The sequence below is a fragment of the Streptomyces sp. NBC_01317 genome (assembly GCF_035961655.1).
Lineage (GTDB): Bacteria > Actinomycetota > Actinomycetes > Streptomycetales > Streptomycetaceae > Streptomyces.
This window is the reverse complement of the sequence record NZ_CP108393.1, coordinates 2,030,121-2,050,341: the sequence shown is the minus strand read 5'-3', so window position 1 is coordinate 2,050,341 and position 20,221 is coordinate 2,030,121. Positions and strand designations below refer to the sequence as shown.

At 69.7% G+C, this 20,221-nt stretch carries 19 protein-coding genes and 2 pseudogenes; 15 read left to right on the top strand and 6 right to left on the bottom strand.

Annotated features, from left to right (window positions below):
• Nucleotides 1-116: 116 nt before the first annotated feature.
• A complete protein-coding gene (locus OG349_RS08640) occupies nucleotides 117-1,313 on the bottom strand; it encodes a serine/threonine-protein kinase (RefSeq protein WP_327234066.1) in 1,197 nt (398 codons plus the stop codon).
• Between the two features lie 280 nt (nucleotides 1,314-1,593).
• On the opposite strand from OG349_RS08640, the gene OG349_RS08635 reads away from it, so the two are divergent.
• The 3 genes and pseudogenes from OG349_RS08635 to OG349_RS08620 all read left to right on the top strand — a co-directional run bounded on the left by OG349_RS08635 (nucleotide 1,594) and on the right by OG349_RS08620 (nucleotide 4,980).
• A complete protein-coding gene (locus OG349_RS08635) occupies nucleotides 1,594-1,962 on the top strand; it encodes a DUF2397 family protein (RefSeq protein ID WP_327234065.1) in 369 nt (122 codons plus the stop codon).
• Nucleotides 1,910-3,114, top strand: a pseudogene (locus OG349_RS34810) (TIGR02679 family protein). The gene OG349_RS08635 and the pseudogene OG349_RS34810 overlap by 53 nt, the downstream one beginning before the upstream one ends.
• 888 nt (nucleotides 3,115-4,002) lie before the next feature.
• Complete coding sequence (locus OG349_RS08620; RefSeq protein WP_327234063.1) at nucleotides 4,003-4,980, top strand: hypothetical protein; 978 nt, start codon at nucleotides 4,003-4,005, stop codon at nucleotides 4,978-4,980.
• A 112-nt stretch (nucleotides 4,981-5,092) separates the two neighbouring features.
• On the opposite strand, the gene OG349_RS08615 is transcribed toward OG349_RS08620, so the two are convergent.
• A complete protein-coding gene (locus tag OG349_RS08615; protein WP_327234062.1) occupies nucleotides 5,093-5,584 on the bottom strand; it encodes a winged helix-turn-helix transcriptional regulator in 492 nt (163 codons plus the stop codon).
• A 36-nt stretch (nucleotides 5,585-5,620) separates the two neighbouring features.
• Nucleotides 5,621-7,264 (bottom strand): MFS transporter, encoded by a 1,644-nt coding sequence (locus OG349_RS08610; RefSeq protein ID WP_327234061.1) that lies wholly within the window; start codon nucleotides 7,262-7,264, stop codon nucleotides 5,621-5,623.
• Nucleotides 7,265-7,388: 124 nt separating this feature from the next.
• Between OG349_RS08610 and OG349_RS08605 the strand changes: the two genes are divergently transcribed.
• Nucleotides 7,389-8,063, top strand: a complete 675-nt coding sequence (locus OG349_RS08605; protein ID WP_327234060.1) for a GNAT family N-acetyltransferase — start codon at nucleotides 7,389-7,391, stop codon at nucleotides 8,061-8,063.
• A 141-nt stretch (nucleotides 8,064-8,204) separates the two neighbouring features.
• Complete coding sequence (locus tag OG349_RS08600) at nucleotides 8,205-8,522, top strand: hypothetical protein (protein ID WP_327234059.1); 318 nt, start codon at nucleotides 8,205-8,207, stop codon at nucleotides 8,520-8,522.
• Between the two features lie 49 nt (nucleotides 8,523-8,571).
• Here OG349_RS08600 and OG349_RS08595 read toward each other — a convergent pair whose 3' ends face one another.
• Both OG349_RS08595 and OG349_RS08590 read right to left on the bottom strand, forming a co-directional pair.
• Nucleotides 8,572-8,883, bottom strand: a complete 312-nt coding sequence (locus tag OG349_RS08595; protein WP_327234058.1) for a winged helix-turn-helix transcriptional regulator — start codon at nucleotides 8,881-8,883, stop codon at nucleotides 8,572-8,574.
• A 43-nt stretch (nucleotides 8,884-8,926) separates the two neighbouring features.
• On the bottom strand, nucleotides 8,927-9,463 hold the full coding sequence (locus OG349_RS08590; protein ID WP_327234057.1) for a PaaI family thioesterase: 537 nt from the start codon (nucleotides 9,461-9,463) through the stop codon (nucleotides 8,927-8,929).
• Between the two features lie 353 nt (nucleotides 9,464-9,816).
• Between OG349_RS08590 and OG349_RS08585 the strand changes: the two genes are divergently transcribed.
• From OG349_RS08585 to OG349_RS08575, 3 genes are all read left to right on the top strand, one after another.
• Nucleotides 9,817-10,704, top strand: coding sequence for a hypothetical protein (locus OG349_RS08585; protein WP_327234056.1), 888 nt, complete (start codon nucleotides 9,817-9,819; stop codon nucleotides 10,702-10,704).
• Between the two features lie 19 nt (nucleotides 10,705-10,723).
• Nucleotides 10,724-11,563, top strand: coding sequence for a prephenate dehydratase (locus OG349_RS08580; RefSeq protein ID WP_327234055.1), 840 nt, complete (start codon nucleotides 10,724-10,726; stop codon nucleotides 11,561-11,563).
• 414 nt (nucleotides 11,564-11,977) lie between these two features.
• The gene (locus tag OG349_RS08575; protein ID WP_327234054.1) at nucleotides 11,978-12,274 is read left to right on the top strand and encodes a hypothetical protein; all 297 of its coding nucleotides are present in this window, start codon (nucleotides 11,978-11,980) and stop codon (nucleotides 12,272-12,274) included.
• 6 nt (nucleotides 12,275-12,280) lie between these two features.
• Here OG349_RS08575 and OG349_RS08570 read toward each other — a convergent pair.
• A protein-coding gene (locus OG349_RS08570) for an IS5 family transposase (RefSeq protein WP_442806220.1) occupies nucleotides 12,281-13,224 on the bottom strand; the annotation gives its coding sequence in 2 pieces (ribosomal slippage) (nucleotides 12,281-12,838 and nucleotides 12,841-13,224; 942 coding nt in all).
• A 321-nt stretch (nucleotides 13,225-13,545) separates the two neighbouring features.
• On the opposite strand from OG349_RS08570, the gene OG349_RS08565 reads away from it, so the two are divergent.
• From OG349_RS08565 to OG349_RS08535, 7 genes and pseudogenes are all read left to right on the top strand, one after another.
• Nucleotides 13,546-14,586: a class I SAM-dependent methyltransferase gene (locus OG349_RS08565; RefSeq protein WP_327234053.1), complete on the top strand. Its 1,041-nt coding sequence runs from the start codon at nucleotides 13,546-13,548 to the stop codon at nucleotides 14,584-14,586.
• Nucleotides 14,587-14,655: 69 nt separating this feature from the next.
• Complete coding sequence (locus tag OG349_RS08560) at nucleotides 14,656-15,441, top strand: tRNA-dependent cyclodipeptide synthase (RefSeq protein ID WP_327234052.1); 786 nt, start codon at nucleotides 14,656-14,658, stop codon at nucleotides 15,439-15,441.
• Nucleotides 15,419-16,648 (top strand): cytochrome P450, encoded by a 1,230-nt coding sequence (locus tag OG349_RS08555; RefSeq protein WP_327234051.1) that lies wholly within the window; start codon nucleotides 15,419-15,421, stop codon nucleotides 16,646-16,648. The genes OG349_RS08560 and OG349_RS08555 overlap by 23 nt, the downstream gene beginning before the upstream one ends.
• Nucleotides 16,649-17,138: 490 nt before the next feature.
• Nucleotides 17,139-17,372, top strand: coding sequence for a hypothetical protein (locus OG349_RS08550; RefSeq protein WP_327234050.1), 234 nt, complete (start codon nucleotides 17,139-17,141; stop codon nucleotides 17,370-17,372).
• Nucleotides 17,373-17,392: 20 nt separating this feature from the next.
• Nucleotides 17,393-17,725 (top strand): annotated as a pseudogene (locus tag OG349_RS08545) (GyrI-like domain-containing protein); the annotation flags it as partial.
• A gap of 160 nt (nucleotides 17,726-17,885) precedes the next feature.
• Entirely contained in the window at nucleotides 17,886-18,443 is a 558-nt protein-coding gene (locus OG349_RS08540) for a MarR family winged helix-turn-helix transcriptional regulator (protein ID WP_327234049.1), read from the top strand.
• Nucleotides 18,440-20,110, top strand: coding sequence for an MDR family MFS transporter (locus OG349_RS08535; RefSeq protein ID WP_327234048.1), 1,671 nt, complete (start codon nucleotides 18,440-18,442; stop codon nucleotides 20,108-20,110). The genes OG349_RS08540 and OG349_RS08535 overlap by 4 nt, the downstream gene beginning before the upstream one ends.
• The last annotated feature ends 111 nt before the right edge of the window (nucleotides 20,111-20,221 follow it).

Genomic DNA, 20,221 nt, shown 5'->3' with positions numbered 1-20,221 from the left:
GTACCTCCTGATAGCTGCTGAACTGTGTAGATCTTCGTGCGGGCCACGCCCCCGGACAAGGGGCGAGGACCACCTCGGCCTGGTGCACCCTGGAGCGTCGCGGCCTGCCGTCCCGCTCAGAACGGAGCCGTCGACGCGTACGTCTCCCGCAACTGTGCCGCGATCCGGAGCGCGGCGACGGAACGGCGGGGGCGCGGATGCGGCGCCGGCGTGGGCTGGGCCTCGGCCGTGGGCTCGGCCTCCGGGGTGGTCACCGCTACCGTCGGGGTGTAGCGCGGCGGGTGGGCAGGGGCGGCGGACGGCTGCTGCAGTGGGACAGTCGGTGCCATGGCCGCCAGGTTCGGGGCCAGGAGAGTCGGCACTTCGGAGAAGGCCTCGGCGGCGGTGGGCGGCGGAGCCGGAGCCGGTACGTGGGAGGGTTCCGGCGGTCCGTACGCGACCTTGGTCAGGGAGGCCAGTTGCCGTCGGGCCTGGGCCACGGTCGCCCCGTGCGCCTTGATGACCGCAACGCACTGGGTGACGACCTCGTCCATCGTCGGACGGTCGTGTTGCGCGTACCTGAGCATGGACGAGAGGAGACCGACCAGTTCCTCGGGGGCTCCCGTCAGGTCGGGGGCCTTTTCGGGGTTGACGATGTGGCTGAACAGCACCTGTACGTGGTCGGCCTGGTACGGATAGTGGCCCGCACTCATGAAGAGCAGCACCGCCCCGAGCGCGTACACATCCACCGGGGCCGTCAGCGGCTTCTCCCCGTTCGCCTGCTCCGGAGACATGCAGGCGGGAGTGCCCATCACCATGTTCGGCGCGGTGAGGGAGGCGCTGGACTCGGCGAAGACGGCGAGGCCGAAGTCGATGATCTTGGGGCCGTTGGGGCCGAGCAGGATGTTCGCCGGCTTGAGGTCCCTGTGCAGCAGCCCTTGGCTGTGGACTCCGGCCAGAGCCTCGGCAAGGGTCGCTCCGAGCGAAGCGGCTGCCAGGGGCGACAGAACACCCCGGGTGTCGAGAAGCCGACGCAGGTCGGGTCCCTCCACGTACTCGGTCGCGAGCCACGGCTGCTCCGACTCCGTGTCGGCCTTCACGAACGCGGCGACGCGCGGTCCCCAGACCGTCTTGAGGACCTCGATCTCCTGGGCGAACCGCTGCCGGGTCTCCGAATCGACAACCGTGGGTTTGATCACCTTCACCGCGACGGCCTCACCGGCAGCGGACTCGCCGAGGTAGACCTGGCCCATGCCGCCGTGGCCGATCCGTCCCAGCAGCGTGAACCCGCCCAGCTCGGCCGGATCGTCCGGGCTCAGTGGCGTTGCGTTCACTCTGGTCCCCCACCTCGAAGGTCTGCCGAAGGCTGTGTGATGGCCGCGCGCGTACGGTCCGATGGTCGCGCGCCTACAGCCAAGGGTATCGGCGGTATCCGACAGCAGGTCCCGTTCGGGACAGGTCACCCTTGCCCCGAACGGATACAGCCCGGGGGCGATCGGGAGACGCCCCTTCTCCGGCTTCGTCCTGACATCCTGAACCGGTCAGAACGGGGTGAACCGGCCGGATAATTCGGTCTCTTTCCGAGGTTGTCGCGCCTCAGGGACAATGGCGGCGATGACTGTCACCGCCCCCAGTGCTTTCGCCGGCCCCCTTCCCGCGCCATCGGGCTTCGGCCCCTTCGCTCATCTCACGGTGCCGAACACCCCGCTCTACCGCCACGTGATGGGGACGTTCCTGACGGCCAAGGAGCGGTTCGCTGTTCACCTGCGGCCCGAGGACGTGCACACCGCGCTGCCGGCGGATGTCCGTTCCGCCGAGCCGGACGCCGTCGTCGGCGCGCTCGACAGGCTCGTCGGTCGGGGCAATCTGCGGGCGGATCCCGATACCGCCCGGGTGACTTTCCGCCCGGGCCCCCGGTGGCGGCAGGTCTCTGGCCGTACGGCTGGAAGCGGTCGACGCTGTACTGCGCCGTTCGGGCGCTAGCCCGAATGGCCTCGCCGCCGCGGTCGCGCCGCTCACCGGGCCTGTCACATCGCTCGTCCAAGCCCGCCAAGAGGAGGAGGAAGCCTGGGGGAGGGCGCACACGCCGCTCGACGAGCTCGTCGCTACGGTCCCCGCGCTTGCGGAGTGGGCGGCCCGGGTACGCGCCGACGGCCTGGCGCGGCGTCTGGGGCGCACACCAGACGTCACGTTCGGCCTGCTCACCGGTGTGTGTACCGCCTTGTACGCACTCCCCGCCGTCCCGGTCGTTTCGCTACCCGCCTTCGCTGCCCGGGTCCTTGGCGGGGCTCACGCCCTTGATGACGGCACACCGCTGGCCACCCTCACTCTGTCCGGGGCCCGTGCGCTGACCGGTTTCCACGATGGTCAGGGCGCCGAATGGCGACGTGAGGCCTGGGCCTCGGTGGGGCTGTTGCGGGACGAGCTGTCCTCGACCGTCCTGGCCCTGAACCTGCGCGGCACCCCGGCCCTGGACTGCCTGGCCGAAGACGGCGAACCCTGTGGGCTCACCCTTCGCCAGCTCACCCGCAGACCTCCGGCCGTCGCCGATCCCGTGGTGCGGATCTGCGAGAACCCGACCGTTCTCGCGGCGGCGGCCGACATGCTCGGCCCTGCCCGCCTGCCCCCGGTCTGCCTCCAAGGCCAGCCTTCCGCCGCCGCCCTCACACTGCTCCGGGGTTGCACGACCACGGAGCGACCCTGCACTACCACGGGGACTTCGACGGGAGAGGGCTCCGGATCGCCGGCGTCCTTCGCCGCCGCGTCCCCTGGCTGCCCTGGCGCTACACGGCCGCGAACTACCGCGCCGCCGTGCCCAACCTGCGTTGTCACCGTTCGTCAGCACCCCGACGGAGACCCCCTGGGAGCCCGCACTCGCTATGGCCGTCGCCGAACTGGGTGTTCGTGTCGAGGAGGAGAGGGAGCTGGAGCTGCTGTTGTCCGATCTCACGCGAGGATCTAGACCGTCCGGCTGAGCAGGGGCAGTTGAGAGTGAACCGTTCCGGGTTCGGTGGAGACATTGGCCGGGGCGGTGATGGGGTTCTCCCGGTGCAGCGCGAAGTCGTTGGCGTCCGAGACCGAGGAGTTCCTCCGCCCGGGTGCGGGGTGTTGTCGGCCGGCGGGCCTGGCCCATGATGTCGGTCGGAAAGATGGTGCGGGGCGTGACAGGTGAGCTGGCCTCCGGAGCCGGTTGGGGGTGGACCCGATGGGTGACATGGCTTCGGCGGCCTGTTCACCGGCTGCTGGCCACGACGCCTGTTTGACGCTCCAGGCCGCCACACGCAGGACGGCGAGCTGAGAAATGATCTCTGACCTGGGCTTTTCCATCACGTGCTCAGGCCGACATCATTTCGATGACGCACCACGTGGAGTGCGTGGCGATCCTCGAACCTGCCGTAAAGGGCCGCTGACCTGCGGCTTTGGCCGGTGCGCATGATGTGCCCCATGTGCCCCATGTGCGTGAAGGGCGATGTCTTGACGCTGAAATGACGTTCTCAGCGGCATCTTGACGCTCATGTGACGCTCGTTCTGATGGGGTGTCAGGTGCATTGGAGTGCTGGTCGGGACATGTGAAGCAATGGTCTGCGACGCGAGATCGCTTGGAATTCTGCCTCACCAGGGGGCCTTGCTGCGGCGCACCAGCGAGGATTGGTCCGGATCTTGACTGATGCCGATCTCGGGGCGGCGGCTCTGTTGGAGTGCCGTGTCCGCCTGCCCCGCGTTGACGATCCCGCCTGGCACAGGTTGTCGTGGGGTAGCACGGTGGCCTGCCGTACTCGGCTGGACCCCGTGCTACTCCCGCATTTCGTCGAGCCGCGGACCCAAGGTGCGTGACCCAGCCGTTTCTTCTGGAACGGATTCGGCGGACCGCGCGAAATGGGGCCGCCCCCCGCTTCGTACACCGTTGCTCACTCCAGTGACGCGGACCCGGCCGACGCGCTCCGGCGGGAGGCCTTCTTGCTGCTGGGCACCAGATATCACAGTGACATTCCGCTGGCGCCCTCGCCCGAGGACGCTTGCTCCGTGGAGTTCACGTGGGAGGACCAGCTCGGCCACGAGCACGTACCGACCGAGTACCCCGGATGGGCGGACTACGCCGAGGTGTTCCTGGACGAGCGACAGACACGCGTTGTCGTGCGGCGGTACGGGTTTGCCGGACACGGAACCCAGTACGTGCTGCCGGCCACGGCCGACCGCCTGGGTCTGATCCGCAGAATGCGCGAGGAGTACCTGTACTCGGCCTCCGCCTATGCCAGTGTCGGAGCCGGTCCGGGCGCCGCCGGCATCCTGGCGGGAACCCCGTGGAGCCCGGTGGCCCTGCGGCGACTCCTTCCGGTGATGGCTGTCAGGACCGCCGCCGACGCCTCGTGCTTGATCTCCCGGTCGCCGGAGCGCGGGCGTCGGCAGGGCTGGCCTGTCGACACGACGGACGACTGCGGGCAGAGGCCTCCCCGCGCGGACCGTGACGCGGAGCCGCTGAACGCCTGGCGGGCGTCGGAGGCCGAGGTTCTCGGCTCAGCGGGGATCACGGCCGAACGGGCCCGCGAACTCAGGTTTGCGGGCTTCACCTCGGTCCCGGCTGCGATCTCCGCCCACACGACGCGGCCGACCGCGGCTGCCAGGAGGGCGGGGGAGCTGATCGGCGCGTCGGAGACTCCGGTCCCCGCCTGGATCGCCGCGGAGGTCGCCACCGCTCGCGGGCACTGTCCCGAGGAGGTGAGGTCCTGGGGGCGCGATCATCGCGAGAGCTGCAGCATCGAGGGCTGGGGGGTGTGGGTGACGCTGACGCGCCACGGGTTCGAGCTGCCGGGCGGCGATGTCCGCACGCTGTGGAACGTCACGAACGGATGGTGGGCGATCAGCGACGAGGGCGACGAAGGAGAGAGCTGCTGTGTCTACACCGATGTGAGGCAAGCGATGAGCGTCTGGCGGGCGGCGCGGTCGGAACTGCGGCTGTACGAGACGCAGTTCCTCCAGGCGCAGCCGACCCCGCTGGTCTGAAAAAGATGTTGGGGCGGCTTCACCTTTGACACCAGGCAGTGTTCCTGAGGTGTTCGGAGCTGGCCTTCCCTGCCCCGGTGCGGGCAGGGGACGGTGTCCCGGTGTGGCGTTGTCAGGAGACCGGGTCGCCGACCGCGCGCCGGGGCTCCCGGACCGCGGTGCAGTCACCGGCGTGCACGTCGTGGCCGGCCGAGCAGCGCGTCACCGTGTGGACCTCCTCGCCGCAGTCCCGGTGCGTGAAGCGCCAGGGGGTGGGCCCGTGCCCGTCCGACGCCCAGCTCTCGCCCCAGTCGCGCAGCGACATGATGGCGGCGAAGAGGTCCTGGCCCTTGTCGGTGAGCTGGTACTCGTAGCGCCCGCGCTGGCCGGGCTCCTGGTAGGGGATCTTCTCCAGGAGCCCGGAAGCGGTCAGCTCCCTCAGCCGGCCGGCGGTGGCGGCCTCGCCGATGCCCACCCGCTTGGTGAAGTCCTGGAACCGGCGGGTCCCGAAGAACGCCTCGCGCATGATGAGCAGGGTGGAGCGGGCGCCGACCACTTCGAGCGTCCGGGAGACCGGGCAGTTGGCGAGCGCCTGTGCGTCCGGGGACTTCGACAGGTCATCCATGCGACCAGCCTACCTACTGACTATGGCGGACAAAAGTCACCTGGCCCCGGCCGCCGGCCCGCCGGTGGGGGCGGCCGTGGACCCGCCGCCGGAAGCGACGGGAGCGGGCGCGCCCGGCAGCCGGTGCCGGACGAAGAGCGCGGACGGGACCGCGACGAGCAGCACGACGACGCCGGCCACGAGCAGACCGCGGTGCACCGCGTCCGTGAAGGCTCGCGGCACGACGTCGGCGACGGTCCGGGCGACGGACTCGGGCAGGCCGGAACCGCTGCTGCCGTGCGCTGCCCCCTCCGCGATCCTCTGGGCGTCGGCGCGGGGGACGCCGGCTCCGGTGAGCCGCTCGTGGAGGTTGTCGGGGAAGCGGGTCGTGACGATGGTGCCCAGCACGCTGGGGCCGAGGACGTTGCCGAGCTGGCGGGCCATGTTGATGGCCGAGGCGGCCATGCCGGCCTGGAGCGGGGGAACGCTGCTGACGGCGGCCGCGGACGACGGGGCGACGAGCAGACCGCCGCCGATGCCGGTGACGAAGAGGCCGGGCCACACGGCTCCGTATCCGCCGAAAGGGGTCGTGGCGAGGAGCGCGAGTGCTCCTGAGCCCATGGCCACGAGGCCCGCGGTGAGCACCGGTGTGAACCCGAACCTGCGCACCAGTCGAGGGGAGACGGCGCTGACGGCGACGAACGTGCCGAAGAGGATCAGCATCCGCACACCGGCGCCGAGCGTGCTGAGGTGCTGGACGCGCTGCATGTAGAGCACGCTGAGCAGGGCGACCCCGACAAAGCCGAACATGGCCGCGGCGGCCACCGCCATCACCGCGCTGAACGAGGCGTTGCGGAAGAGGCGCAGGTCGAGCATCGGGTCGTGGTGGCGCAGTTCCACGCGTACCAGGAGCGCCGCCGAGATCGCGAAGACCACGTACATGACGATGATCCGCGGCTCGGCGTAGCCGCTCGCACCGCCCTGGATGATCGCGTAGGTCGCGGAGGCCAGGGTCACCGTGCCCAGGACCACGCCGGCCAGGTCGAGGCGTCGCGAAGGGTGCTTGCTCTCGTGCACGAAGAAGGGGGCCAGTGCTGCCGCCGCCGCGCCGATCAGGAGATTGGTGAGGTAGACGGAGTGCCACGAGAAGTGTTCCAGCAGTACACCGGCGATGATCGGTCCTGCCGCGAGGCCGAGGCCGGAGCAGGCCGCCCAGGCGCTGATCGCGGTGGTGCGCTCGTGCGGATCGGTGAACGTGGTGGTCACGATGGTGAGGCTGGACGGCAGGACGGCCGCGCCACCCAGCCCCATGACGGCCTGGGCGGCGATGAGCGTGCCGGAACTGTCGGCGACGTAGGCCAGCAGGCTGCCGAGGGTGAACACGACGGCGCCGGAGATGAAGGTCAGCCGGCGGCCTATCAGGTCGCTCAGGGTGCCTGCGGACATGACCAGGCTGACCACGGCCAGGCTGTAGGAGCTGGTCAGCCAGACGAGGGTGGCGGGCGAGATGTGCAGGTCGTCCTGGATCCGGGTGAGGGCCGAAATGGTGCCGGTGATGTTGACGAACGCCATCATCACGCCGAGGCACACCACTATCAGGCCGAGCCACCGGCGGGGAATCTTCTCTCCCGCCGGGGCGGCGGAGCGGGAGGGGGTGGCCCGGGGCCCCGGGCCGGTGGGCTGCTGACTTTTCATAGGCATAGCCAGGAACCTAGCAGCCTGGCTGTTTGTTTCGAAAGTCAGGCGGGAGACGTAGCATGCAGTCGACCGAACGAACCACGGAGGCTGATCCCCATAAGCCCCGTCGCCGACGGAGGCGCCCACCATGCCGTCACATCCACTGGACAACGCGATCCACTCGGCGCTGACAGGTGCCCAGGCCCACCTCGCGCGGCGACGGGGGAACGCGCTGCGCTACCCGGCCGACATGTCGCCTTTCATGGCACTCCCGGCCCGTCCTGACGTGACCGACTGGGCCGACGCCGCTGCGCTCGCCGGAGAGGGGGCGACGGTGACGCTCGGCGATCCCGGCGTCGAGCCGCCGGACGGTTGGGAGGTGCTGAGGCGGATCCCCCTGCTCCAGTTCACCGGTGAGGGGATCGCGGCCGCTGCCGACGAGAAGGCGGTGCTCCTCGGCCGGGACGACGTCCCGGAGATGCTGGCGCTGGCGGAGGCCACCAAGCCAGGACCCTTCCTGCCACGGACGATCGAGATGGGTGCCTACCTCGGGATCCGCCATGAGGGTCGCCTGGTGGCCATGGCCGGGGAGCGCATGCACATAGCCGGCTGGAGAGAGATCAGCGCGGTCTGCACCGACCCGCAACGCCGGGGAAAGGGGCTGGGGACACGCCTGTTGCTCGCCGTCGCCGCCGGAATCAAGGAACGCGGCGAGACCCCGTTCCTGCACGTGCTCGCGTCGAACACCTCGGCCATCGGCCTCTACGAGTCCCTCGGGTTCCGGCTCCGCCTTCGCACCGCACTCCTGGTCCTCGCCCCCTGAAGCGGTACGGCCCGCCGAGCCAGACGACGAAGCATCGGCCGACCCGAACGGAAGTCACGTCAAGGCTCCCCGCGTCCTCATCTCCGGTGGGGGTGTTGCCGGTCCGGCCCTCGCTACTGGCTCGCCCGCCGTGGTGCGACGGTGACCGTCGTGGAAGTGGCGGAGGGGCTTCGCGAGGCCGGAGCCGCCGCCGACTTCCGCGGGAGACAGAAGGAGCTGCTGCGGCACGTGGGCATTCTCGACGCCGTGTCCGAGCGGCGGACCGGCATGGGCGGCATCGCCCTCGTGGACGTGTCGGGACGCCGCCCCGTGACGCTGCCGGCCGGCTTTCTGAGCGGTGAGATCGAGATCCTCCATCCGTTACCGGCTCTGCGGGCCGGCCGCGACGGTCACCACCGCCTGCGCGGCCGGCGCGCGGACGATCGCCACCTGGTCCTCGTGCTCCCGTCGCGGAACTGACAGGGCCGGGTACGGGGGAGCGGTTCCGGTCAGGGGGGTGGGGCGCCGGTCACGCCGGAGGGGCACCTTCGGGACCCGGCGCCGCGTTCCACCGGTTGTCCCAGGTGCACAACTCCACAATCATCCGGGCGAGTTCGAGGCCCGCCGGCGTGAGGTGGTACTCATGGCGCGGAGGGTGCTCGCTGTACGGCCGGCACTCGACGACCCCGACGCCGGTGAGCTGGCGCAGCCGGTCCGCCAGGATGTTCCTCGACACTCCCGTGCCGACTGCGATCCGGCTGAATCGGTGCTCACCACGGGACACCTCACGCACGATCTGCAGCGTCCACCGCTGTCCCAAGACATCGAGGATGCTCGCCATCGACGTTCCTTCTCCACCCGGGTGTGTTGTCATGCGTCCGGGCTCAGGCGGACGGCTCCGACGCGGCGCCATTCCGGTCGTCGGGGGCGGGTGCTGACGCGGGGAAGAGCATGCAGCTGCTGGTGGCGTGGGCGAGGAGCCGGTCCTCGGCGTCGAACAGCCGCGCCTCCGCGAGAGCTGTCCGCCGCCCACTGTTGAGTACGGTGCCCACGGCCCGGATCCGTCCGCTCGCGGCGGTCACCGGGCGCAGGAACTTCACCGTGAGGTCGAGCGAGGTGTAGGCCATGCCCGCGGGCAGCAGGGTGTGGACCGCGCATCCCGCGGCGGAGTCCAGGAGGGTGGCGAACACGCCACCGTGGACGCTCCCCAGCGGGTTGTAGTGCTCCTCGCCCGGAGTCAGACCGAAGACGGCCCGACCGGGCTCCACCTCCTCCAGGACGGTGCCCAGGGTCGCGGCGAACGGTGGCGCCGGTAGCCGCCCCGCGAGCACGTCCCGCATGAACTCCAGGCCCGGGGTGCCGCCGACGGCCGATGCCGTCGTCCCGGGGTCCTCCCAGGTGTAGGTACGAGATCTGGGCATCGCGAGCCCCTTCCGGCGTGATCTGACTATTGGAGTAGATAGTCAGCGGACTCTAACGAGAGCGTGGGGCAGACGCCACCTCCGACCGCTCGTCTTCTGTGGTCGGGTCCGCTGCTGAGGCTTTTGTGATGAAGGACACTTGAGTCTTACTGTGTTCCGGTACGTGTAGCTATTGGGGGGCCAGGAGCGGCGGCTTTCCCGCCGCGTCCCCGCCGGGCCGTTTCAGCCCGCGCCACGCCTCTCGCCAGGCCTTCTCTTCGTGGGGCCGACGCACCCCCCGTGGTCCGCCGGGGTTCTCTGCGGGCACGGCCGCCCGGAGCGCGGCTCCGAGTACCGACAAGGAAGAAGTACGGATGACTTACCTGCCACATCTGAGCGTTCGGAACGCGGCGGAAGTGCCGGACGACCAGCCGGCCGGCCCGGATGCGGGGCTGCCGCGGGTGTTCGACGTGTACGAGCGTCTGGGCCACGCCGATCCGACCGGGGCGTGGGACTCGTTCTGCCGGGCGCACAACTGGGCCGCCTCCTTTCCCAGGGCTTCTCCCGCCGACGGCGTGGGCGACCACGTCCCGTCCGTCCGGCTCACCGAGGGGGGCCGGCTGCTTTCCGGGGTGTGGCGACTGCCCCCGGCATACCGGCGGGCGCGGTGGCTGGCACTGCGGTCCGCGCCCGCAGGAGACGGGCGGCCGGGGGAGTGCAATTCGCTGTACGTCGTGGGTGTCGGAGCGCTGGAGCGCTCGGGCGCGGTGGACGACGAGGCTCTGCTGATACGGCTGCGCGACCTGTACATACCGGCGGGGCTGACCGCCTGTGCGGCGGGGCGGGAGCTGCGGGCGAAGGAGGCGGAGTTCCTGTGGGTCGCGGTCACGGCGATGGCGATGGGGGCCGCGAGGCACCTGCTCGAGACCACCGCACGGCTGGCCCCCGAACCCGTATCGCCCGACTCGCCGACCGCGGGCCTGGGTGCCGCGCTGGACCGGAGGCGGGAGGCCGTACGACGGGACCTGACCCTCGCCGCGGCCTCGGGCGCCGGGGCGGGGGCGGCGACGCCCGGCATCGTCGAGCGGGTGGAAGAATCGCACCATCTGGTACGCGACGTGTACGCGGCGGCGTACCAGTACGCGCTACCGCGTACCCAAAGCGTTCACCCCCTTGAATCGATCATGACAGGGAGTGCGCCGGTACTGCAGCACGCCCGGTTCACCACCAGCCTTCTCCCCGCAACCGGCACAACCTCCTGACTAGGACACGGCACCACATATGACAGTCATCGCTTACCAGGGCGAACCAGGCTCCAATTCGGCGACCGCGGTGGCCCACTTGTACCCCGGAAGCCAGGGGCTGCCCTGCTCCGGCTTCGACCAGGCGCTGGACGCCGTGCTCCTGGGGTCCGCCGACCTGGCGGTCATCCCGGTGGACAACTCGGCGGCCGGACGGGTGGCGGACGTGCACCACCTGCTGCCGGACTCCGGCCTGTCCATCATCGGGGAGTACTTCCTCGACATCCGCTTCGACCTCATGGGCGTACCGGACGGGTCGCTGGAGCAGGTCGAGACCGTACGCAGCCACGTCCACGCGCTCAGTCAGTGCCGGAAGGTCCTGCGGGAGGGCGGCTGGCGGACTCTTGTCAGCGATGACACCGCGGGTGCCGCTCGTGAGGTGGCGGAGTCGCGCGATCCCCGGCAGGCGGCACTCGCCCCGCCGGCCGCGGCGCAGCTGCACGGGCTGCGGGTCCTGAAGTCCGGTGTCGAGGATGATCCGGACAACACCACGCGCTTCGTCGTCCTCTCGCGCGATCCGGCACGTGCGCCGGACGCCGGCGTTCCGACGGTGACAAGTCTGTTCTTCCTGGTACGCAACATTCCCAGTGCGCTCTACAAGGCGCTGGGCGGGTTCGCCAGCAACGCGGTCAACCTCACCAAGATCGAGAGCTACCAGCTCGGGGCCGGGACGCAGCCCAGCCGCTTCTACATCGAGATCGAGGGCAGTCCCGACGAGACCCGCGTGGCCCACTCCCTGGACGAACTGCACTTCTTCTCTTCCGAGGTACGCGTTCTGGGCGTCTACCCCGCGCATCCGCGCCGCTTCCGTAACCGTTAGCGTGGACGGTCGTCCGCACGGTTATGCCCCGGAGGTGCGAGGGGGACGGTGGTGATGTCGACGCCGAAGGCCCGCATGCGGTCGAGTGTGCGGGCCGGGTCGATCGCAGACTCGGGAATTGCCATCCCGGCGGCCATCGGCGGGGCACCGTCCAGGCCAGGATCTGTTCGACGCCGATGACCGCTCCGGCGGCGGTCGAGTGAGCCTGCCGGAGAGGGTCGCTGACGACCGTTCGCCCGGCCAGGGGCCTGCCCGGTTCGTCCCGCAGAGGTCGGCGAAGATCTTGTGGGACGCCGTCCGGCCGGCGTGTCGGCCGACTAGCGGAGCTGTCCGGGCGATCACGGCTGGTTGGAGCGTCCATATCGAGGTCTGAAGTCGATTGCCCAAGGTGTGAAGGTGCGTCACCATCACTGGATGAGTGACGTTGAGGGCCGACTGCTGGTGCGGGTGGTGCAGACGAGTTCCGGCTATCCTTCGCAGTGGGATGCCCGGACGGCAGATGGGCAGTACTTGTACCTCTGGTACCGGCACGGCGAAGGCTGCGTTGAGCGGCATCCTGGCCCTGATATCGACACACCGGACACCTGGGATGAGGGCCTCTCGGCACTCCTGGTCGAATGGGACGACGGTACCGACAGTGGCGTCACCAGCCTTGAAGTCTTCCTCGCAGCCTCTGGTCTGACGCTGGCGCCGGGTGCTTCGGTGAGCTGAACGCGGTCACGTACGAAGCCAGATGGCGACGGATGCGGCCGCGACGGTACCGAGGAACACGTAGCCGCGCTTGTCATAACGAGTGGCCACTGCACGGTGGTTCTTCAGCTTGTTGATGGCCCGCTCGACGGTGTTGCGCTTCTTGTACCGGTCCCGGTCGAAGCCAGGTGGCCGCCCGCCGCGCGATCCTCTGCGCTGGCGGGCGGCCTGGCTGTCGGCCTTCTCCGGGATGGTGTGCCGGATGCCGCGCTGCCGCAGGTACTGACGGCAGGGCCCGTTGCTGTATGCCTTGTCGGCTGCGACGCTGTCCGGCTTCTTGCGGGGCCGACCAATCCCCTGGCGGGGAACCCGGATCTTCTCCAGTACCGGCGCGAACTGGGTGCAGTCGGCCCGCTGTCCGGGCGTGATGATCAGGGACAGCGGGCGGCAGCGGCCGTCGGCGCTCAGATGGATCTTGCTGGTGAAGCCTCCCAGCGAGCGGCCCAGGCCCTCACCTCCCGCACCACCTCCACCAGCCGGGCGACCCGACTCTGCCACGGCAATTCGGCCTGGTGTTCCACGGCCTCGGCCCCCTTTGACCTGCCCGGGACTGGCGGTGGAGCGGTCCGGGCGCCGGCCGCGTGCTGGTGGGCGCGCACGCTGGTGGAGTCCACCGACACATCCCAGTCGATCTCTCCGGCCGCGTCGGCCGCGGCCTGGACCTGCCGCAGCAGACGTTCCCAGGTACCGTCCGCCGACCACAGCCGGTGGCGTTCGTAGACGGTTTTCCAGGGCCCGAACCGCTCCGGGAGATCACGCCGGTGCACCCCGGTCCGCACCCGGTGCAGAATCCCGTAGATCACCTGACGATGGTCACGCCACCGCCCGCACCGGCCATTGCTCACCGGCAGGAACGGCCGCAGCCGCTCCCACTCGGCATCCGACAGCTCACCACGCCGATCCCCACCCACACCCTGGCCAACGACCGGATGAACAGCCAGTCACATGATCGCCCGGACGCCTCCTAGTGGTGTCCGTCCGGTACCGGGCAAGGAGCGGACGTCGGTGACGCGCGAAGTGCCTTCGCTGTGACGCACGCCGGCGGCGGTCAAGGCCACCTCGACGGCTGGACGCACCCGTGCCCTCAGCACTGCGGCTGCCGCTCGGATCCGCTCCGCCACGGGGTCGATGACGTCGACGCTGATCCGGCCGGCCGGCTTCGCAGCGGGCCCTTCCGGGCGCGCCGAGGAGTGCTGTAGGCCGCTGGCTCGGGGCGTCCGCAGTGGGTCTTTATGTCGGGCCCGGCCGATGCGGCTTGGGAACGGGCGGTCTTCGCCGTCGCTCCGGCGTTCAACGCGTTCACGCTTCCGGTCGCCTGCCGGCTCGTACCTCGCCGTATCGCGGCGATAGGACAAGAACAGCACACGAAGAAGAACGCACCCGTGCCCCGCCGGGCACCCTCCGGGGCCGGCCGTGCACACCGAACACATGAGAGCGAGGAGATGACGGTGGATTCCCAGTTCGACACAGCGGTGGCGGCGTACGAGAGCAGCATGGAGGAGATGCCGTTCCGGGAGCACGTCGAGGCGTACAGCTTCCTGAAAGCGGTCGGTGACGTCGTCGGGCGGAATGTGCTCGACCTCGGGTGTGGCAGCGGGTTGTACGCCCGTCGGTTGCGCCGTGCCGGGGCGGCCCGTGCGGTGGGGATGGACGAGTCGGCCGCCATGGTGGAGCACGCCCGGCGGCGCGAGGAAGGCGAGGGGCTGGGTGTGGAGTACCTGGCTGCGAACGCCGCCGACCCCGCCGCCGGAGACCTGTCGGACATCGCCGGTTCATTCGACGTGGTCACGGCCGTGTACGTGCTCCCCTACGCGTCCAGCCGGCAGGCGCTGGAGGGGTTCTGCGCGACGGCGCGGCGAGCGCTGCGCGCGACGGGCGGGCGGTTCGTGGCCGCGGTCCTCAACCCGGAGTTCTCCACGGACCCGCAGTGGTACCGGGGCTATGGCATGCTCCTGAGCTCGCAGCGGTCACCGGCGGAGGGCACGCCGGGGCACCTGCGGGCCTGGGTCGGGCCGGAGGTGTTGGACCTGGACTTCTTCCGCTGGTCCGCGGCAGCGCACGAGCAGGCTCTCGAGGCGGCGGGATTCGACCGTGTCTCATGGATTCGTCCGACCGTCTCAGAAGAGGGCCGGACGAAGTACGGGGAGGCGTTCTGGGCGAACTACCTCGACTGTCCTCACGCGCTGATCATCGACGCGCACGCCGGCCCCACGGCTGTATCCGAACGCCGGGCCCGCCCGGCTGAGGACACCGCAGGGGTCCCGAAGAGGTGAGCTCCTCTCTCACGAACGAACTCTGCGTCCCGCCCCGCCCCAACCCATCGGAGAAGTAAGGCCACTGCCATGAGCCGAGTCCATACGCTTTCACCGCCCCCCACCGCTACAGACCGACCCCCGGGGACAGCGGCACAAGACACCCCAGGCCGGAGCGGGTTCCGGGTAGAGGGGCTAGACCTCCGCAGCCCCCGCCTGGCCGAGCGGTACGGCACCTTGGTGCTGGGCCTGTCACCGTTCAATTCCTTCTATTCCACCCAGACCGTGACCGACCTGTGCCAAAGCGCCGCCGTGTCCTTCTCCGATGTGCATGTGGTCCTTCCGGGGGCCCCCGAATCGGCGCTGCGCTACATATCCGCCGGCAAGGCGCCGCGGCACGCGGTCCAGCGTTCCAAGCGTGTCATTCACAACATGCGCAACGTCGCACGGCGCGCCCTGGCCGACTGCGGGATGGCCGACACGGACTCCCGGGTGCATGTGATGACCCGTTTCGCCTCCCATCCGCGCTACCAGAAGAGCCGGGCCCGTATCGAGACCGCATACCGCACGCAAACTCCGATGCGGGAAGCGGTGCACGCGATGACCCGCACGGCCCTGGCCACCTCTCTCGACTCCGAGCCCACATGGGCTCAGATCGAGAGCAACACCCGCTACATCTTCGCGGAGGCCCCGCTGCTGCTCGATGCGGCCGGCATGCTCGCGCGGCCCAGCGCCCTGTTCGTCTACCACCGCAGGGTGCCCCTCTATGACGTGGTGGCCGCCGGCCAGGTCCCCGGCCTCACCGTCGGGACCGGCCATGCCCTGTCCGTGCTCACCGATGAGAGGAACGACCGTGGCAACGACGATTCCCGATGAACTGACCTGGCCCGACTCCTTCCCCACCCGCGGACACGGCCTGCCCCCTGAGATGTTCGACCTCCTGCGCCGCGAACGGCCGGTGGCCCCGGTTACCTTCCCTTCCGGCCACCGCGCCTGGCTGGTGACCCGCCGCACCGACATCACCGCGATCGGATCCAGCCGCAACTTCTCCCGCGACCTCACCTGCCCCGGCGGGCAGCGCATCGCCGGAGACGACTTCAACAGCGTGCCCGGCGGCATCTTCAACCTCGACCCGCCCGAGCACACCACCGTACGGCGCGTAGTGCAGCCGTTCTTCAGCCCGGCCGCCGCGACGGCCCTCCAACCCGCCATCGCCCTGGCCGCCTCCGACCTGGCGACCGCACTGCGTGACGGTCCCAACCCCGCAGATCTGCACCGCGCCTACGCCCACCCGCTCGCGGCGACCCTGGCCTGCGACCTCATGCGCGTGGCACCACTCCAACGCCGCAAGATCGTGCCCCGGCTGCGCTCGCAGGTCGACTACACGACACCAGCCGCCAAGATCGACACCTCCACCCGGTGGATGCTCGACTTCGCCGCCGAAGTCATCGAAGCCAAAACGGCCGACTACGACGACGGACGCGAACCGCGCGACCCGGTCGAAGCGCTGATCCGCGCCCACCACCAGGGGACCATCACCTCGGAGCACCTGCACGCCACGGTGATGTACCTGTTCGTCACCTCCGCCGAACCCGTCACCGGCCCGGTCACCACCGGCGTCTACACCCTGCTGCGACACGGCGACCAACTCGCCCGCGTCCTGCGCGACCCCGGTCTGTGGCCCACCGCGGTGGCCGAACTCCTGCGACTGCACCACAACGGCATGACCTCGATGCCCCGGCTCGCCCTGGCCGACACCGAACTGCACGGGGTGCGCATCCGGGCCGGCGACGCCGTCGTCACCCCCTGGGTCGCCGCGACCTGGGACCCCGAGCACTACAAACAACCAGAGCGATTCCGCCTCGACCGCAGCACACGGGAGGACCCGGCCATCACCTTCGGCACCGGCCCCCACTTCTGCCTCGGCGTCAACATCGCCCGCCTGTACCTGCAGACCGCGCTCTCAACCCTCTTCACGCATCTGCCGGACCTGGCCTTGGCGGCCAAACACGAGGACATCGCCTGGGAACCGGACACCTACCTGTTCACCCGACCGACGGAACTGCCCGTCACCTGGTCCTGAGCCCTCCGGCCCGCAGCGTGCTTCCAATCCTGGCGGCGATCACCGCATGGGGCGAGGTCCATATGCTGAGCGCCGGCGATCATGACACTGCCAAGGTGAGTCTCACGGCCGGGCAAGCCTCAGTGCCCTTCTCATGACTGCGCTCGGGAGACCACTTGGGCCCCCTATGGTGCCCGATGATCAAGGTGGAGGCTAAGCCCGTGCCGTCGATGAACCGCCCGGCCGGCCCAAGTGGGCCTCGCCCTGGACGAGACCGCTCATCGGGGCGGCGCGCACGAGGTCGGTGTGGGGGCATCGCCACAGGGTGGTCGAGCCGTTGCGTTTCCGGCCGGGGCGAGGGTTGTTCGGGATGTTCGCCGAGCCAGTGACCGCGTACGTCACGTGCTCGTTTGCCGACCGTTGCCGTGATGTTCGCCATGTCGGTGGGCGGGGTCGGCTCGGAGGAACTGTGTTGCGGAAGCTGTCGGTTGGGCAACTCAGAGTCCAGACGGTGCGGCACGGCGATGGCCGTGAGGCGTACGCCTACCTCCTCGTCGATCACCTTCGGTGGCTGGAGCACGAAGGACTGACGCCGGAGGGCGTCGGCTTCGGTGACCTTGAGCGGTACATGGGCGCGATCGGAGCAAAGATCGCCGGACCGTACGGACGCCCGTGGCGGGTGGGGAAGCGGCCCTACGGCAACGACGCGCTGCGAGGTGCCGCGGCGGTCCTGAAAGGCTTCTAGCTGAAGCAGGCCGAGTCGGGTCGGCGGCGGTGTACCTGAGCGACAGCCGGCAGGAAGGGGCTGAGGCGGAGTACCGGATCGGCGTGGCGACCGGCCCCGGGACGGTCGCCGAGGGGCTCGACGCCCTGGACGTGCCGGCCGGTACCTGGGCGGTCTTCGACAACCACGGTGTCTACCCGACCGCTCTCCAGGAGCTGTGGCGCGACGTGTTCACGCAGTGGTTCCCCTCGAATCCGTACACGAGCCGACCGGGTCCGGAGCTCCTGCGGACGCGGCCGGTGGAGCCCGGCACGGAGACCGACGCCCAGCTGTGGATCCCGGTGGAGCGGGGCAGCGGAAGCTCCACGGTGTGAACATCAGCACCTCGACCGGCTCGGGGAGAACACACCTCCCCGGGCCCGCGGTGTGTGGCCCCGGTACTTCCCCTCCACCCCGGCGTCGAGGGCACCGCTGGGACAGGATATAGTTGCGTGATACACGCAACTGGTTGCTGATGTGAGGGGAGGTGCGAGCATGGGCGATCCGCCCCCGGAAGGGGATCCCGGCTCGTCGCCCGAGGGGTCCGGCGGCGGTGAGACCGTCCGGCTACTCGCCGACGGTGTCGACCGCCTCATGCGGATGTTCATCCGTACGCGCGCGCAGTTGCTGGACCGCGCCCGCGACGACGTCGACTGGTCGGTCCAGATCGTGATGGGCGCCCTCGTCAAGAACGGGCCCATGCGCGTCAAGAAGCTGGCGGAGCTGGTCCAGTCCGATCCCTCCACTGTCAGCCGTCACGTGGCGCAGCTCGTACGTGACGGCTTCCTCGAAAGACGCGCCGACGCCGAGGACGGCCGCGCCTGCCTCCTGGTGGCCACCGGCAAGGCCCGGCGTGCCGTCGCCGACCGGACCCGGTCGCGCGACGTGCACTTCGAGAAAATGCTCCACGCATGGGACGACCACGACCGTGAGCGGCTGGCCGCACTGCTGGTGCGATTCATCGACGACTTCGAAACGTACAAGAACGTGCTCGCCGACAAGGACTGGAAGGGCCTCGGTCCGGCGGCGAGCCGAGAGGAGAGCACCGCATGAGTTCCACCAGCGCCGCGTCCGCCGATATCGGCCCGGTCGGTACGGGGGAGGCGCCGAGAACCGGTTACACCCACCAGCAGATCATGGTCATCCTGTCCGGTCTGCTGCTCGGGATGTTCCTGGCGGCCCTGGACCAGACCGTCGTCTCGACCGCGATCTACAAGATCGGTGAAAGCCTCGACGGGCTGACCGCCCAGGCCTGGGTGACCACGGCGTTCCTCATCACGTCGACGATCGCCACGCCGATGTACGGCAAACTGTCCGACCAGTACGGGCGCAAGCCCTTCTTCCTCTTCGCCATCGCGGTGTTCATCACCGGCTCGGCGCTCTGCACCCTCTCCACCTCGATGTACATGCTCGCCGGGTTCCGCGCGTTCCAGGGCATAGGCGCCGGCGGCCTGTTCTCCCTCGCCTTCGCGATCATCGGCGACATCATCGCGCCGCGTGAACGCGCGAAGTACCAGGGTTACTTCATGGCCGTCTTCGGTACGTCCAGCGTGCTCGGCCCGGTCGTCGGCGGCGCGCTGGCCGGCCAGGACACCCTGCTCGGCATCGACGGCTGGCGCTGGATCTTCCTCATCAACGTCCCGATCGGCGTCGTGGCGCTGATCGTGGTGGCCAAGGTCCTCCACCTGGAGCACCACCGGCGCGAGCACCGCATCGACTTCGCGGGTGCCCTCGCGCTCGTGGTCGCGCTGGTGCCCCTGCTGATCGTCGCGGAACAGGGCAGGACGTGGGGCTGGGGTTCCGGCTCCTCGCTCGCCTGCTACGTCATCGGCGCGGCCGGCGTCGTCGGCTTCCTGGTCGCCGAGCACCGGGCCGGGGACGACGCGCTGCTGCCGATGCGGCTCTTCCGCAACGGCGTGTTCGCCGTCGGGGCCGCCCAGTCGACGATCATCGGTATCGGCATGTTCGGCGGCATCACGCTGCTGCCGCTCTACCTCCAGCTCGTCAAGGGCAACTCCCCGACCAAGGCGGGTCTGCTGACCCTCCCCCTGGTGCTGGGCATCATGGCGCTCTCGGTCGTCGCGGGTCAGATCACCTCACGGACCGGCCGGTACAAGATCTTCCCGATCATCGGCGGCGGACTGCTCGTCATCGGCATGCTCATGCTGTGGCGGCTGTCGGCCGACAGCGGCCTCGTCTACACGGACATCTCGATGTTCGTGGTCGGCGCCGGTCTGGGGCTGAACATGCAGACCATCGTGCTGGCCATGCAGAACGCCGTGCCGCCGCGTGACATCGGGGTCGCCACCTCGTCCACCACGTTCTTCCGGCAGATGGGCGGTACGGCGGGTGTCGCCGTGTTCCTGTCGATCGTCTACTCCGTGGTGGGCGGCAAGATCAGCGACGCCTTCGCCGACGCACGCGGCACAGCCGCCTTCCAGGCCGCCGCGAAGGCCCACCCCGACCAGCTCAAGACACTGACGTCGGCGTCCTCCGGCTCGGCGGGCACACTCGACAACACGTCGTTCCTCAACCACCTCGACCCCGTTCTCGCCCACCCCTTCAAGGTCGGCTTCACGAACGCGGTCACGGTCGCGTTCCTGGTGGGCGCCGTGGTGTTGGTGTTCGCCTTCATCCTCGCCTTCTTCATCAAGGAGGTGCCGCTGCGCACCACGGCGGCGGCCTTCACGAAGGAGCCGGCCGAGAGCGAGGCGAAGTAACGACACCGCACGGCGGGCCCGGGTGAGCGGCGAGTGAGGCCGACCGGTCGCCGGATCACCTCATGGCCCGTTGTGCGGGCATCTTGGCTGGACCCCGTCCGAGCCCTCCGC

Coding starts and splice junctions, on each gene's coding strand:
- OG349_RS08635 (WP_327234065.1), top strand. CDS start 1,594: ATGACTGTCACCGCCCCCAGTGCTTTCGCCGGCCCCCTTCCCGCGCCA.
- OG349_RS08615 (WP_327234062.1), bottom strand. CDS start 5,584: ATGGATGACCTGTCGAAGTCCCCGGACGCACAGGCGCTCGCCAACTGC.
- OG349_RS08610 (WP_327234061.1), bottom strand. CDS start 7,264: ATGCCTATGAAAAGTCAGCAGCCCACCGGCCCGGGGCCCCGGGCCACC.
- OG349_RS08605 (WP_327234060.1), top strand. CDS start 7,389: ATGCCGTCACATCCACTGGACAACGCGATCCACTCGGCGCTGACAGGT.
- OG349_RS08595 (WP_327234058.1), bottom strand. CDS start 8,883: ATGGCGAGCATCCTCGATGTCTTGGGACAGCGGTGGACGCTGCAGATC.
- OG349_RS08590 (WP_327234057.1), bottom strand. CDS start 9,463: ATGCCCAGATCTCGTACCTACACCTGGGAGGACCCCGGGACGACGGCA.
- OG349_RS08585 (WP_327234056.1), top strand. CDS start 9,817: ATGACTTACCTGCCACATCTGAGCGTTCGGAACGCGGCGGAAGTGCCG.
- OG349_RS08580 (WP_327234055.1), top strand. CDS start 10,724: ATGACAGTCATCGCTTACCAGGGCGAACCAGGCTCCAATTCGGCGACC.
- OG349_RS08575 (WP_327234054.1), top strand. CDS start 11,978: ATGAGTGACGTTGAGGGCCGACTGCTGGTGCGGGTGGTGCAGACGAGT.
- OG349_RS08565 (WP_327234053.1), top strand. CDS start 13,546: ATGTCGGGCCCGGCCGATGCGGCTTGGGAACGGGCGGTCTTCGCCGTC.
- OG349_RS08560 (WP_327234052.1), top strand. CDS start 14,656: ATGAGCCGAGTCCATACGCTTTCACCGCCCCCCACCGCTACAGACCGA.
- OG349_RS08540 (WP_327234049.1), top strand. CDS start 17,886: ATGGGCGATCCGCCCCCGGAAGGGGATCCCGGCTCGTCGCCCGAGGGG.
- OG349_RS08535 (WP_327234048.1), top strand. CDS start 18,440: ATGAGTTCCACCAGCGCCGCGTCCGCCGATATCGGCCCGGTCGGTACG.